General features: G+C 71.4%; 12 protein-coding genes. 1 reads left to right on the forward strand and 11 read right to left on the reverse strand.

The window, feature by feature from the left end; all coding sequences use genetic code 11:
* Position 1 precedes the first annotated feature (1 nt).
* Genes ACZ41I_RS23055 through ACZ41I_RS23065 form a run of 3 tightly spaced genes read right to left on the reverse strand, consistent with a single transcriptional unit; the run spans position 2 to position 2,861 of the window.
* Positions 2 to 820, reverse strand: a complete 819-nt coding sequence (locus tag ACZ41I_RS23055; RefSeq protein ID WP_468514944.1) for an ABC transporter permease — start codon at positions 818 to 820, stop codon at positions 2 to 4.
* Positions 805 to 1,704, reverse strand: a complete 900-nt coding sequence (locus ACZ41I_RS23060; RefSeq protein WP_468514945.1) for an ABC transporter permease — start codon at positions 1,702 to 1,704, stop codon at positions 805 to 807. The genes ACZ41I_RS23055 and ACZ41I_RS23060 overlap by 16 nt, the downstream gene beginning before the upstream one ends.
* Positions 1,701 to 2,861 carry an ABC transporter substrate-binding protein gene (locus tag ACZ41I_RS23065; RefSeq protein ID WP_468514946.1) on the reverse strand — a complete coding sequence of 387 codons (1,161 nt, stop codon included), beginning with the start codon at positions 2,859 to 2,861 and terminating at the stop codon, positions 1,701 to 1,703. Before ACZ41I_RS23065 ends, ACZ41I_RS23060 begins: the two co-directional genes overlap by 4 nt.
* 204 nt (positions 2,862 to 3,065) lie before the next feature.
* Here ACZ41I_RS23065 and ACZ41I_RS23070 point away from each other — a divergent pair, with 204 nt between their 5' ends.
* Positions 3,066 to 3,806: a GntR family transcriptional regulator gene (locus ACZ41I_RS23070; protein ID WP_363217166.1), complete on the forward strand. Its 741-nt coding sequence runs from the start codon at positions 3,066 to 3,068 to the stop codon at positions 3,804 to 3,806.
* Between the two features lie 176 nt (positions 3,807 to 3,982).
* Here ACZ41I_RS23070 and ACZ41I_RS23075 read toward each other — a convergent pair whose 3' ends face one another.
* The 8 genes from ACZ41I_RS23075 to ACZ41I_RS23110 form a co-directional block, all read right to left on the reverse strand.
* Positions 3,983 to 4,435, reverse strand: a complete 453-nt coding sequence (locus ACZ41I_RS23075) for an Lrp/AsnC family transcriptional regulator (RefSeq protein ID WP_184973120.1) — start codon at positions 4,433 to 4,435, stop codon at positions 3,983 to 3,985.
* Positions 4,436 to 4,462: 27 nt separating this feature from the next.
* Positions 4,463 to 5,950 carry an amino acid permease gene (locus tag ACZ41I_RS23080; RefSeq protein ID WP_363217165.1) on the reverse strand — a complete coding sequence of 496 codons (1,488 nt, stop codon included), beginning with the start codon at positions 5,948 to 5,950 and terminating at the stop codon, positions 4,463 to 4,465.
* 334 nt (positions 5,951 to 6,284) lie between these two features.
* Entirely contained in the window at positions 6,285 to 7,727 is a 1,443-nt protein-coding gene (locus tag ACZ41I_RS23085; protein WP_399771586.1) for a GuaB1 family IMP dehydrogenase-related protein, read from the reverse strand.
* A gap of 274 nt (positions 7,728 to 8,001) precedes the next feature.
* Positions 8,002 to 8,322, reverse strand: coding sequence for a barstar family protein (locus ACZ41I_RS23090; RefSeq protein ID WP_363219919.1), 321 nt, complete (start codon positions 8,320 to 8,322; stop codon positions 8,002 to 8,004).
* Entirely contained in the window at positions 8,319 to 8,747 is a 429-nt protein-coding gene (locus ACZ41I_RS23095) for a guanyl-specific ribonuclease (RefSeq protein WP_399771405.1), read from the reverse strand. Before ACZ41I_RS23095 ends, ACZ41I_RS23090 begins: the two co-directional genes overlap by 4 nt.
* An 877-nt stretch (positions 8,748 to 9,624) precedes the next feature.
* On the reverse strand, positions 9,625 to 10,668 hold the full coding sequence (locus tag ACZ41I_RS23100) for a sugar-binding transcriptional regulator (RefSeq protein ID WP_399771402.1): 1,044 nt from the start codon (positions 10,666 to 10,668) through the stop codon (positions 9,625 to 9,627).
* Between the two features lie 90 nt (positions 10,669 to 10,758).
* Complete coding sequence (gene rpe / locus ACZ41I_RS23105) at positions 10,759 to 11,445, reverse strand: ribulose-phosphate 3-epimerase (protein WP_360094982.1); 687 nt, start codon at positions 11,443 to 11,445, stop codon at positions 10,759 to 10,761.
* Positions 11,446 to 11,531: 86 nt separating this feature from the next.
* Complete coding sequence (locus ACZ41I_RS23110; protein WP_468514947.1) at positions 11,532 to 12,950, reverse strand: RsmB/NOP family class I SAM-dependent RNA methyltransferase; 1,419 nt, start codon at positions 12,948 to 12,950, stop codon at positions 11,532 to 11,534.
* Between the last annotated feature and the right edge of the window lie 3 nt (positions 12,951 to 12,953).

Raw genomic sequence — 12,953 nt, forward strand, 5'->3', positions numbered from 1 at the left:
GTCATCCCCGGGAGGAAGCGGTTCGGTTGCGGCCGCCGGCACCGGCGAGCGCGAGGAGCAGGGCCCAGGTGACGAGCAGGCTGAGCACGGACACGGCGACGGACATCTGGGCCTGGGAGCCGCCGACTTCATAGATCCATACGGCGAAGGGCCGGAAGCCGAGCAGGCTGGCGACGGTGAACTCGCCGAGCACCAGGGCGAGGGTGAGGAAGGCCGCGTTCAGCAGGGCCCCGCGCAGGTTGGGCAGGACGGCCCGGACCAGGGCCTGGGGCCAGGAGGCGCCGCAGCTGCGGGCCGCCTCGACGAGGGTGCGTACGTCGATGGCGCGCAGGCCTGCGTCCAGGGCGCGGTAGACGAAGGGCAGGGCCATCACGACGTAGGCGAGGACGAGGACGACGGGGAAGCTGTCGTTCTGGATCACCACGAAGGTCTCGAACAGCGGGGTCCGGGACAAATACTCCGGGCCCCACTTCAGCACGGTGGCTATCCCGGCGACGAACGCGATGGGCGGCACCACCAGCGGCAGCGAGCACACCACCTCCACCACCGGCCGCAGCCGAGGTGCGCCGAGCCGCAGGGCGACCATGGCGGGCACCATCAGCAGCAGGACGACGACGATGGTGGCCACGGCCAGCTCCAGCGAGAGCAGCAGGCTGGAGACGAAGCCGTCGGTGGAGAGGATCTTGGTGTAGGCGTCGAAGGTGACGCCCTGGCCGGGCACGTCCACCGTGAAGATCACGGAGGCGGCGAGCGGCACCAGGAAGTACACGGCGGCGAGGCCGAGGACGACCCATCGCCACGGGGTCAGGCGTCGAGCCATCGGGCACTCCGTCGCTGAAGGGGCAGGTACACGGCCATCACCAGGCCCGCCACCAGCACCATGTCGAGGCTCAGGGCGAGGGCGACGTTCTCCTGGCCGACCAGCACGTTGCCGGACAGGGCGTCGGCGATCTGCAGGGTCACCAGCGGGACCGCGCTGCCGACCATGGCGGCGGCGGTGGCGTAGGCGGCGAAGGCGCTGCCGAAGAGCAGGACGAGACCGCCGAGCAGCGAGGGCGCGAGCACGGGCAGGGCCACGTGCCGCCAGTACTGCACGCCGGTGGCGCCGTTGTTCAGCGCGGCCTCCCGCCACTGGGCGCGCAGCCCGTCCAGCGCGGGGGTGATGGTGAGGACCATGAGCGGGATGAGGAAGTACAGGTAGACGAGGACCAGGCCCCAGAAGCTGTAGAGGTCCCAGCTGCTGTCCTTCAGACCGAGGTGCACGGTCAGCACGCCCGCGTTGCCGAGGGTGGCGACGAAGGCGAAGGCCAGCGGGACCCCGCCGAAGTTGGCGAGCACGCCGGAGGCGGTCAGCACGGCCTCGCGCAGCCAGCGGGAGCGGGAGCCGACCACGGCCTGGGCGAGCGGCAGCCCGAGCAGGGCGCCGAGCGCGGCCGAGATCGCCGACAGTTTGACGCTGCCGAGCAGGGCCGTGAGGTACGGGCCCTGCAGCGAGGCCGTCAGGTTGGCGCCGGTGTAGGAGGTGGCGCCCGTGGTGGCGTCCTTCACCGTGAAGGCGCCGTTCAGGATGGCGGCGGCCGGCAGTCCGAAGGCGACGGCCGTGAACACCAGCAGCGGGAGCACGGCGAGCCAGCCGGGGGCGCGGCGCCGTCGCTTCGCCGAAGCGACGGGCGCCACGTCCGCGCGCGGGAGGGCGGCGGTCATCCGGAGACGGCCTTCCCCCAGCCCTGGGCGATGACCGTCTTGGCCTTGCTCTGCTGGGTCTCGGTCGGGAAGGACGGCGTGCCGGTGACCTTGGGGAGCTTGGCGGCGGCGGCCCTGTCGAGCGTGCCGGCCTTCTCCATGGCGGTCATCAGGGCCGGGCGGGCATAGCCCTCGAGCCACAGGTTCTGGCCCTCGGTGCTGTACAGGTACTCCTGCCACAGGCGGGCGGCGGCCGGATGCGGGGCGTCCTTGTTGATGGCCTGGGAGTAGTACTGGGCGTACTGGCCGTCGCCGGGGATGACGACCTTCCAGTCGAGACCCTTGGACTTGAACTCGTCGGCGTATCCGGCGTTCAGGTAGTCCCAGTCGATGGAGATGGGCGTCTCGCCCTTCTCGACGGTGGCCGGGGTGGACTCGACGGGCGTGTAGTTGCCGTTCTTCTTCAGCTCGGCGAAGAAGTCCAGGCCGGGCTGGATGTTGTCGAAGGAGCCCCCGTCGGCGAGGGCCGCCGCGTAGACACCGCCGAAGGCCGAACCGGACTTGGTGGGGTTGCCGTTGAGGGCGACCTGGCCCTTGTACCGGGGCTTGAGCAGGTCCTTGAAGCTGGTCGGGCACTGCTTGACGCGCTTGGCGTCGCAGCCGATGGAGACATAGCCGCCGTAGTCGTTGTACCAGCGGGCCTGCGGGTCCTTCTGGGCCTCGGGGATGTCGGCGAAGGAGGTCACCCTGTAGGGCGCGAGGAGGCCCTGCTGGGCGGCGCTCAGCGCGAACGAGCTCCCCAGGTCGAGGACGTCGGGCGCGCGGTCCTGGCCCTTCCTGGAGGTGACGGCGTTGATCTCGTCCTGGCTGGTGCCGTCCGGGCTCTCGTCGTCGATCTTGATGCCGTACTTCTTGTGGAAGCCGTCGATGAGGGCGCCGTAGTTCGCCCAGTCACGGGGCACCGCGATGATGTGCAGCGCACCCTCCTTCTTGGCCGCCTTGACCAGGGCGTCCATGCCGCCGAAGTCGGCGGCGGAGGCGGCGGAGGCGGCGCTCTTGCCGTCCTTGGTGGTGGTCGACGCGTTGTCGGGGGCGGCGCCGCAGGCGCTCAGCGCGAGTGCGGCGACGACGGCGATGCAGCCGCCGAGCACGGCGTTTCTCGGCAGGGACACGGTCACGGTCTCTCCAGGGGACGCAGGAGGAGGGTGGAGAACTTGTCTGAACAAGTTGCGTCACAGTACGCCCGCTCACGGTGTCCTGTCCGTAAACGTGAGCGAAACTCTGGGCCCTGCTCGGCTGCACATTCCAGACCGCTGCAGATCACGCTCAGGTCTCGATTAGGCTGGTCACGCTGTGCACAGCGACCTGAGCAGAGGGGAAGCATGACGGCGCGACACGAGGAGATCGCCGATGAGCTGCGGCGGGCGATCGACCGCGAGCAGTACACGGTCGGCAGCCGCCTGCCCTCGGAGTCGGAACTCGCGACGCACTACGGCGTCTCACGCGGCACGGTCCGCCAGGCCGTCGCGGCCCTGACCGCCGAGGGCCTGATCGGCTCCCGGCAGGGCGCCCGGCGCGTCGTGCTCGCCAGCCGCCGCAGCCAGAGCTTCGGGGAACTGCGCAGCTTCGCCCAGTGGGCCCGCGCGATGGGCCGCGAGGCCACGGGCCACGTGGTGACGCAGGAATACCGCCCGGCCACGCCCGAGGACGCCGTACGTCTCCAACTGGCCACGGGCACACCGGTGTTGCACGTACTCCGGGTACGCGGCCTGGACGGCGAGCCGGTACTGCTGGAGCGCACGGTGTACGCCGACTGGATCTCCCCCGCGGTCGAGTCGATCGAGCGGGAGTGTCCCTCGGTCACGCAGCGGCTGTACGACGACACCGGTCTGGTTTTCGCCTACGGGGAGCATGTGATCGATGCCGTGGCGGCGGGCGCGCAGGACGCAGAGCTGCTGGGGGTCCGCCGGACGAGTCCGCTGCTGCGGGTGCGGCGCGTGACGACGACGAGGGAAGGGCGGCCGGTGGAGTGGTCGGACGACCGGTACCGGTCGGATGCGGTGAGTTTCAGCGTGCGCAACTCGATCGGAAACAACGCGCTGGCGCGCAAGACGGCTGAATAGGGCTCGGGGCGCCTTGCCGTCTGCCGGCTGCGGGTGCGCCGTGGTTTCTCGCGCGGTTCCCCGCGCCCCTTCCGGCACGTGCGACTGCAGCATGCCCAGGGGCGCGGGGAACTGCGCGACCAGCCACACCCAACCCGCACCCGGCAACGGCGAAGGCGCCCCGAGCCGGAAGCCGCCTACCCCGGCGCCCCGGAGGAAAAGCGCCGCAGCAACGGCGACAGCACCAGCACCGACTTGGTCCGCTCCACGAACGGCTCACCGGCGATACGCTCCAGGACCCGCTCGAAGTGACGCATGTCCGACGCGAAGACCTGGGCGATCGCGTCCGCCTCGCCGGTGACCGTCGACGCGGCCACCACCTCCTGGTAGCGCTCCAGACCCCGCTGGATGGTCTCCGGGGAGGTGTTGCGGCGGCAGTAGATCTCGATGTACCCCTCGGTCTCCCAGCCGAGCGCCGCCGGATCCACCCGCACGGTGAATCCTGTGATCGCTCCGGTGGCCCGCAGCCGGTCCACGCGCCGCTTCACGGCGGGCGCGGACAGGCCGACCATCTGCCCGATGTCCGCGTAGGAGCGGCGGGCGTCCTCGGCGAGGGCGTGCACGATGCGTTCGTCGAGATCGTTCAGCACAGGGGGTGGTTCACTTCTTCGGTTCGGTCACTTCTCTGCCGTCACCGCGAGACCCTCACCGGTCGCGAGACGGGAACGGCGATAGCCGTACACGAAGTAGAACACGAGCCCGACGGCCATCCAGACACCGAACACGATCCAGGTGACGGCCGACAGGCTGCCCATCATCCAGACGCAGAAGGCGAAGCCCAGCGCGGGCAGCACCGGCGACAGCGGGACGCGGAAGGTGCGCTTCATCGTCGGGCGGGTCCGGCGCAGCACGACGACGGCCACGTTGACGAGGCCGAAGGCGAACAGCGTGCCGATGCTGGTGGCGTCCGCCAGCTGGCCCAGCGGGATCGCGGCGGCGAGCACACCGCAGAACACCGACACGATGACCGTGTTGGCGCGCGGGGCACCGGTCTTCGGGTGCACCTTGGCGAAGATCTTGGGCACCAGGCCGTCGCGGGACATGGCGAACAGGATGCGGGTCTGGCCGTAGAGCACAGTCAGGACGACGCTCGCGATGGCGATGACGGCGCAGAAGGCCAGCAGGGTGGCCCAGAAGCTCTGACCGGTCACGTCCTTCATGATCTGGGCGAGCGCGGCCTCGGAGTCGTTGAACTGCCGCCACGGCTTGGCGCCGACGGCGACGGCCGCCACCAGCACGTACAGGGCGGTGACGATGACCAGCGACAGCATGATCGCGCGGGGCAGGTCACGCTGGGCGTTCTTGGCCTCCTCACCGGCGGTGGAGGCGGCGTCGAAACCGATGTACGAGAAGAACAGCGTGCCGGCGGCGCCGCTGACGCCCGCCATGCCGAGCGGCATGAAGTGCGAGTAGTTGCCGGACTTGAAGCCCATGAAGCCGATCGCGCAGAACAGGACCAGCGCGGCGATCTTGACGCACACCATGATGGTGTTGGCCCGCGCGGACTCCTTGGCGCCGCCGAGCAGGAAGGCCATCGCGAGAAGCACGACGATCAGGGCCGGCAGGTTGAAGATGCCGCCGTCGCCGGGCGGCGCCGACAGGGCCGTCGGGATGGTCACGCCTATGGTGCCGTCCAGCAGCTCGTTGAGGTACTCGCCCCAGCCGACGGCCACGGCGGCGACCGAGACGCCGTACTCCAGCAGCAGACACCAGCCGCAGACCCAGGCGATGAGTTCGCCCATGGTTGCGTACGCGTACGAGTACGAGGAGCCGGAGACCGGGATGGTGCCGGCCAGCTCGGCGTAGGACAGGGCCGAGAACAGCGCGGTCAGTCCGGCGATCACGAAGGAGAGGGTGACGGCCGGGCCCGCCTTCGGCACGGCGTTGCCGAGGACGACGAAGATGCCGGTGCCGAGCGTGGCACCGATGCTGATCATGGTCAGCTGCCACAGTCCGAGGGAGCGCCGAAGCGATCCTCCCTCGCCGTGGCCGCCCTCCGCGACCAGGCGTTCCACGGGCTTGCGCCGCATGAGGCGCGCGGCGACACCCGGGGACGCGGGGGCGGTCGCTGTGCGGTCGTGCGGGGGTGCGCCTTGGTCGAGCACGCGCTGGCTCCTTAAATCCTGCGGTCATTGCGGGCGGGGACCGGTGGCAGCCCTGCGAGGGCGGAAACTCACCGAGCGGGGTCCCCGCCACACCACGTACAGACGAGCACCCTATGAGGCGGGCCTTCACGGGCGTAATGCAGCAACCTTGCGCGTCCCCGGATGATCATTGCGTTCATCGGACCGGAATGACAAATCGTTGCGCGCAGGCTGTCGACCGTTGCACAGCAGCCTCACGGCCACCCTCTGCCCACCCTGCCGGCCTCCGCATACGCCGACGGCCCCCGCCCTTCCCGGTGGGGGTAGGACGGGGGCCGTGCGGGGCGCGGAAGGGTCAGCTCCAGCTGGCGTGCAGCGGCTTGCCCTCGGCGTAGCCGGCCGCGCTCTGGATGCCGACTATGGCCTTCTCAGCGAATTCCTCCAGAGAGCCGGCACCGGCGTAGGTGCAGGAGGAGCGGACACCCGCGATGATCGAGTCGATCAGGTCCTCGACACCCGGACGGTCCGGGTCGAGGAACATGCGGGACGTGGAGATGCCCTCCTCGAACAGCGCCTTGCGGGCGCGGTCGTACGCGGACTCGTCGGACGTGCGGTTGGCCACGGCGCGCGCGGAGGCCATGCCGAACGACTCCTTGTACGCACGGCCGTTGGCGTCGTGCTGGAGGTCGCCCGGCGACTCGTACGTGCCCGCGAACCAGGAGCCGACCATCACGTTCGACGCGCCGGCCGCGAGCGCCATGGCCACGTCGCGTGGGTGGCGGACACCGCCGTCGGCCCACACGTGCTTGCCGTACTTCTTCGCCTCGGCGGCGCACTCCAGGACCGCGGAGAACTGCGGCCGGCCCACGCCGGTCATCATGCGGGTGGTGCACATGGCGCCGGGGCCGACACCGACCTTGATGATGTCCGCGCCGGCGTCGATCAGGTCCTTGACGCCCTCGGCGGAGACGATGTTGCCCGCGGCGATCGGCACTTGCGGGTCGAGGGCGCGCACCAGCTTGATGGCGCTGATCATCGACTCCTGGTGGCCGTGCGCGGTGTCGATGACGAGCGTGTCCACGCCGGCGTCGAGCAGCTGCTTGGCCTTGCCCGCCACATCGCCGTTGATGCCGACGGCGGCGGCGATGCGCAGCTTGCCGTTCTTGTCGACGGCCGGGGTGTACAGCGTGGCGCGCAGGGCGCCCTTGCGGGTCAGGATGCCGGCCAGCTTGCCGTCCTTGTCGACGGCCGGGGCGTAGCGACGGTTGTGGTGGTCGAGGGTGTTGAAGGCCTCACGCGGGTCGATGTCCGCGTCGAGCAGCAGCAGGTCCTTGGACATGACCACTTCGAGCTGGGTGAAGCGGTCGACGCCGGTCAGGTCCCTGTCGGTGACGACACCGACGGGCCGCTGGTTCTCGTCCACGACCACACCGGCGTTGTGCGCCCGCTTGGGCAGCAGCGCCAGGGCGTCCGCGACGGTCTGGTGCGGGGCCAGCACGATCGGCGTGTCGAGCACCAGGTGGCGGCTCTTCACCCAGGAGACGACGTCGGTGACGACGTCGATCGGGATGTCCTGCGGGATGACCACCAGGCCGCCGCGGCGGGCCACCGTCTCGGCCATGCGGCGGCCGGCGATGGCGGTCATGTTGGCGACGACGAGCGGGATGGTGGTACCCGTCCCGTCCGGCGAGCCGAGGTCCACGCCCTGACGGGAGCCCACCGCGGAGCGGCTCGGCACCATGAACACGTCGTCGTACGTCAGGTCGTACGCGGGCTGGATGTCATTGAGGAAACGCACGTGCTGCACATCCCAGTCGATCAGAGGTGACCCCCGGACGGGTGCGCCAGGGGGAAAGAGCACGTACTTCATTCTCCCATGCCGGGGCCGCGGTCGGGCCCCGACGGAACCTCCAGGGTGCCCAGTGGATCTTCGGAGGATCCACCGAACGCCTCACCGGGGGGCGCGGAGCGCAGCCTCCACCTCGGTGCCGTAGCGGGCGTTGACGACGATCACGACGAGCCGTCCGCCGTGCGTGAGGGACCAGTTACTGGCGCATCACATGACGAGGCCGTCATTCCATCGCGACGGCGACCGTGAGCAGGTCGGTGCGGTCGGCGGCCTCGGTGAACACCTCCCGCGCCACCCGCCACTCCTCCGGGCGGGTGTCCGCGTACGCCCGCCAGCCGGTGACGACGAGGAGGAGCCCGCGGCCCGCCGCCTCCTCGGGCCAGACCGACAGATCGGAGAGACTGTCGAGGAGCGCGTCCCAGTTGCGGCCGAACCAGTGGGGCAGGGCCAGTGTCCGCGCCACGGCGTCCATCAGCCCGGCCTTGTCCGTGACGCCGTGAAGGTCCAGCGTGACCGTCAGGCGACCCGCGAGGTCGTCGCTCATCTCAGCACCGCCCGGAACGATTGATAGTGATCATCGGTGTAGTAGATCTCCCCGCCCTGTCCGGTGACAATGCGCCGGGCCCCGCGATCGTGCGAGCCGGGTGTCCTGACCGTGTACTCGTGGTAGTAGCCGCGCTGGTGCTTCGGCAGCCGTCCCTCGAAGTTCCCGAACACGACGCCGTCCCTGGCGTAAGGGAAGGGGCCGCCCTTGTCGATGAGGGCCAGGGTCCGCCGGGCCTCGGCGGGCAGCCGGGACTCCCTGACCGTGCCCATGCCGTGCGCCCACGCCGGGGCGGAGACGCTCGTACCGGCGGGACTCTGCGCCGTACCCGCGCCGGCACCCGACCCCGATCCGGAACCGGAGGAACACCCCGCGAGCAGAACAGCCAGGAGGAGGCCCAGCAGCCCCACGAGCGCGCGGGGCAACACCGGGGACCTTCCGGTCGAGCGGGGCGGCGTCAGGACGCGTCCGGGCGTCGGGGACAGCGCCGACGACGAGCCCCGGCTCGGCGAGCGGGGCGGCCTCAAGGCGCGTCCGAGCGTTCGCGACAGCCCCGACGACCAGCCCCGGCCCGGCGAGCGCGGTGGCCGCCTAAACACGCGTCCGGGCGGTCGGGGGGCTGTCAAAGACCGTCTGTGGGTATGGGGGACGAACCGCGGCGACATGCCGACGATGCTGCCACGGCCGCCCCGACCCGACGCCGCCCCGACCCGACGCGCTGGTGCGGACGCGGCCTGCCCGGCCGCCGTGCCCTGCGCGGAGTCGGATTCGCCCCCCCCCGTGACCGCTCCGACCACCACGGCCGCCATGCCGCCGGAGAGCCGGACTCCCTCCGAGGAGCTCGACCCACAGCCCTGCGCGCCCCGTCGACACCGCCCACGCCACCGCCCACGCCCGGCCGGCCCCTGCAAAACCGGGGGGCCGCTGCCCCGCCGCGGAGCCGACCTCGACCCGCCATGAGGTCAGTCACGATCACCACGAGCTGCCCACGAGCGAGCTGCGGCCACCGCGCAGCCAGTGACAACCGCCAGATGCCCGCGACCCGGCCCGCCGGAGCCCGTCGCGCCCGGCTGAGCCCGGGCCTCCTGCCTGAGCCCTCACGCCCCGCCTGAACCTCACGTCCCGCCACAACCGCCACGCAGGACCCGACCCGCCGTAGAGCCGACGGGGAGCCACCGCAGAGCCGATCCGGACCCGGAGCTGGTCTGGACCCACCGCGCAGTCGGTCGTGATCCGCCGCTGAGGCGGCATCGGACCGCCGAGCCACCCGCGGGGGGCGGACTGCGGTGAGCCCGGAGGGCCTCAGTGTCCGTCGGGGTCCGCGCGGCTGAGCGCGGGCTTCGGGGTCGGTCCTGCCGTCATCAGATAGTCCGCGGCGGAGGTGTCCGTGACCAGGCTGGTGACCAGCCCGGACCGCAGGACCGCGTCGATCGCGGCCGCCTTGCGCTGCCCGCCGGCGATGGCCACGACCTCCGGGATACGGCGCAGCTGGTCGGCCTTGACCGTGATGCACCGCTCCCCCAGGTCCCGCCCGATCCGGCGCCCCTCGGCGTCGAAGAGGTGCGCGGCCATCTCGGCGGCGACGCCGAGCGAGGCGTAGTGTGCCCGCTCCTCGTCGCTGAGCATGTCGTGCACGGTCGAGATGCCCGGCTCCCAGGAGCCGATGGAGACGCAGGCGACCGTGACCTTGTCGAAGTACTCGTAGGCCCGGGCGATCCCGGTCTGGTTGCGCAGGGCCGCCGCGGTGGCCGCGTCCGGCAGCAGCATCGGGGCATAGATGGGGTGGGCGTCGCCGCCGGACACCTGGGCGGCGCGGCGCACGGCCTCGACCGAGCCGCGCTCCGAGGTCCCGGCGTCGTACACGCCCGTCAGCTGTACCACCGTGCACGGCGGCAGCCGGTCGAGCGCCGCCGCCATGTGGATGGTGGACCGTCCCCAGGCCAGGCCCAGTACGTCCCCCTCGTTGACGAGCTCGCCGAGCAGGTCGGCGGCGACCTCGCCGAGGTTCTCGGGGTCGGGCGTCTCCTCGGCCTCGGCCGGGGACTCGACCACGACGGCGTGCCTCAGGCCGTAGCGGGCGCGGAGCGCGTCGGAGCGCTCGGCGTCCAGCTCGGCCGGGACACGGATCTCGATGCGCACGAGATCCCGTTCGAGGGCCGTCTCCAGGACCCGGGCCACCTTGAAGCGGCTGACGCCGAACTCCTCCGCGATCTGGATCTTGGACTTGCCCTCGAGGTAGAAGCGGCGGGCCATGGCCGCCGCCTGCACCAGCTCAGCGGGTCCCATCCGCATGGCTGACCGGCCCGCCGACATACCCGACACGGCGATCTCCTCACTGCTGTTCACACTCTGGATTCGCCGTTCATCCTTGCAGATTCGGCGCGGCTGATCCGCCCTGAAGGGCGGCGTTCACTTAACCGTTCATGTATCTGTGGCTCAGTGGTCGCATGCCCAGGACGCCTTGGCGGTGGCCGCCTCCGCCTGCGTGCGCAGTGCACGGACGGCTTCCGCCGGGTCCTGCGCCCCGTACACGGCCGAACCGGCCACGAACACGTCCGCTCCCGCGTCCGCGCACTGCTCGATCGTCGAGGCCGAGACACCGCCGTCCACCTGGAGCCACAGCTGCAGGCCGTGCTTGCTGATCAGCTCACGGGTGCGGCGGATCTTCGGCAGCATGATGTCGAGGAAGGCCTGGCCGCCGAAGCCGGGCTCGACCGTCATGATCAGCAGCATGTCGAGTTCCGGCAGCAGGTCCTCGAACGGCTCGATCGGCGTCGCGGGCTTGAGCGCCATGGAGGCGCGGGCGCCCTTGGCGCGGATCTCCCGGGCGAGCCGCACGGGCGCGGCGGCCGCCTCCACGTGGAAGGTCACGGAGGAGGCACCCGCCTCGACGTACTGGGGCGCCCAGCGGTCGGGATCCTCGATCATCAGGTGGCAGTCCAGCGGGGTGTCCGTCGCCCGCGCCAGGGACTCCACGACCGGCACGCCGAGGGTGAGGTTCGGGACGAAGTGGTTGTCCATGACGTCGACGTGGAGCCAGTCGGCGCCCTGGACCGCCTTGGCCTCCTCCGCGAGGCGGGCGAAGTCGGCGGACAGGATGCTGGGGTTGATCTGCGCGGCCATGCCCCTAGCCTGCCATGTCGCCGCGCCGGGCCGTAACGGCGGTCCATTTCCGTTGTGGTTTGTCCGCAGGCCGGTGGGGGCCGGTTTCAGGCGGTTCTGCGGATCAGGGCCAGGTACATCGCGTCCGTGCCGTGCAGGTGGGGCCACAGTTGGATGTCGGGGCCCTCGCCCAGCGCCGGGACGCCTGGCAGGAGCGGGCGGGCGTCGATCAGCTCGGCCTCCGGGCGCTGCTTGAGGATGTCGGAGACGACCGCGCGGGTCTCGGCGAGGTGAGGTGAGCAGGTGGCGTAGCCGACGATCCCGCCCACGCGCACGGAGTCCAGTGCGGTGCGCAGCAGGGCGCGCTGGAGCGGGGCGAAGTTGTCCAGGTCGTCCGGGCGCCGCCGCCAGCGGGCCTCGGGACGGCGACGGAGGGCGCCGAGTCCGGTGCAGGGCACGTCCATCAGCACGCGGTCGAAGGTGCTGGGCCGCCACGGCGGCCGGGTGCCGTCGGCGGCGATCACCTGGTACGGCCCCGGGTTGCCGGCCAGCGCCTTGGCGACGAGGCCCGCACGGTGCGGCTGCTTCTCCGAGGCGAGCAGCGTGGCGCCCCGCTCGGCGGCCAGCGCGCCCAGCAGCGCGGCCTTGCCGCCGGGCCCGGCGCACCCGTCCAGCCACTTGCTGTCGGAGCCGTCGAGGGGCGCGTTGGCGAGTGCGAGGGCGACCAGCTGGCTGCCCTCGTCCTGCACTCCGGCCCGTCCCTCGCGCACGGCCTGCACGGCGCCCGGTTCACCGCCCTCGGCGAGCCGCACCGCGTACGGTGACCAGCGCCCCGGGACGGCGGACTCCTCGCGCAGCAGCTCCTCGGCGGTGGCCCGCCCCGGCCGCGCGACCAGGGTCACCTCGGGCCGCTCGTTGTCGGCCTCCAGGAGGTCCTCGATGCCGGCGCGGCCGCCGCCGAGCGAGTCCCAGAGCGCGGAGACGACCCAGCGGGGGTGCGAGTGCACGACGGCCAGGTGGTCCTCGGGATCCTCGTCGTAGGGCGGCGCGACCTTCTCCAGCCAGCCGTCGAGGTCGTCCTGAGCCACCTTCCTCAGCACGGCGTTGACGAACTTGGCCCGTCCGTCGCCGAGCACCACCCGCGCCAGTTCGACGGAGGCGGACACGGCGGCGTGCGTGGGGATGCGCGTCCCGAGCAGCTGGTGCACACCCAGGCTCAGCACGTCGAGCACCGGCGGGTCGACCTCGCGCAGCGGCCGGTCGACACAGGCGGCGATCACCGCGTCGTACGTCCCCTGCCGACGCAGCGTGCCGTACACCAGCTCGGTGGCGAGAGCGGCGTCCCGCGCGTCGAAGTCGCCCTTCTCGCGCGCCTTCCTGAGCAGCGGGGGCAGCACGAGGTTGGCGTACGCGTCCCGTTCGTCGACCGCGCGCAGCGCCTCGAAAGCCAGGATGCGGACGGGGTCCTTCTGGGGACGGCGGTAGGGCTTGGCGGGCTTGCGGGGCCGCCGGGACTGCTCGCTCACGAA

The organism is Streptomyces sp. NPDC030799, assembly GCF_055572255.1.

Excerpts from the sequence above, each read along its gene's own strand:
- ACZ41I_RS23055 (WP_468514944.1), bottom strand. The coding sequence starts at position 820 with ATGGCTCGACGCCTGACCCCGTGGCGATGGGTCGTCCTCGGCCTCGCC.
- ACZ41I_RS23060 (WP_468514945.1), bottom strand. The coding sequence starts at position 1,704 with ATGACCGCCGCCCTCCCGCGCGCGGACGTGGCGCCCGTCGCTTCGGCG.
- ACZ41I_RS23070 (WP_363217166.1), top strand. The coding sequence starts at position 3,066 with ATGACGGCGCGACACGAGGAGATCGCCGATGAGCTGCGGCGGGCGATC.
- ACZ41I_RS23090 (WP_363219919.1), bottom strand. The coding sequence starts at position 8,322 with ATGAGCGACGACCTCGCGGGTCGCCTGACGGTCACGCTGGACCTTCAC.
- rpe (WP_360094982.1), bottom strand. The coding sequence starts at position 11,445 with ATGGCCGCGCAGATCAACCCCAGCATCCTGTCCGCCGACTTCGCCCGC.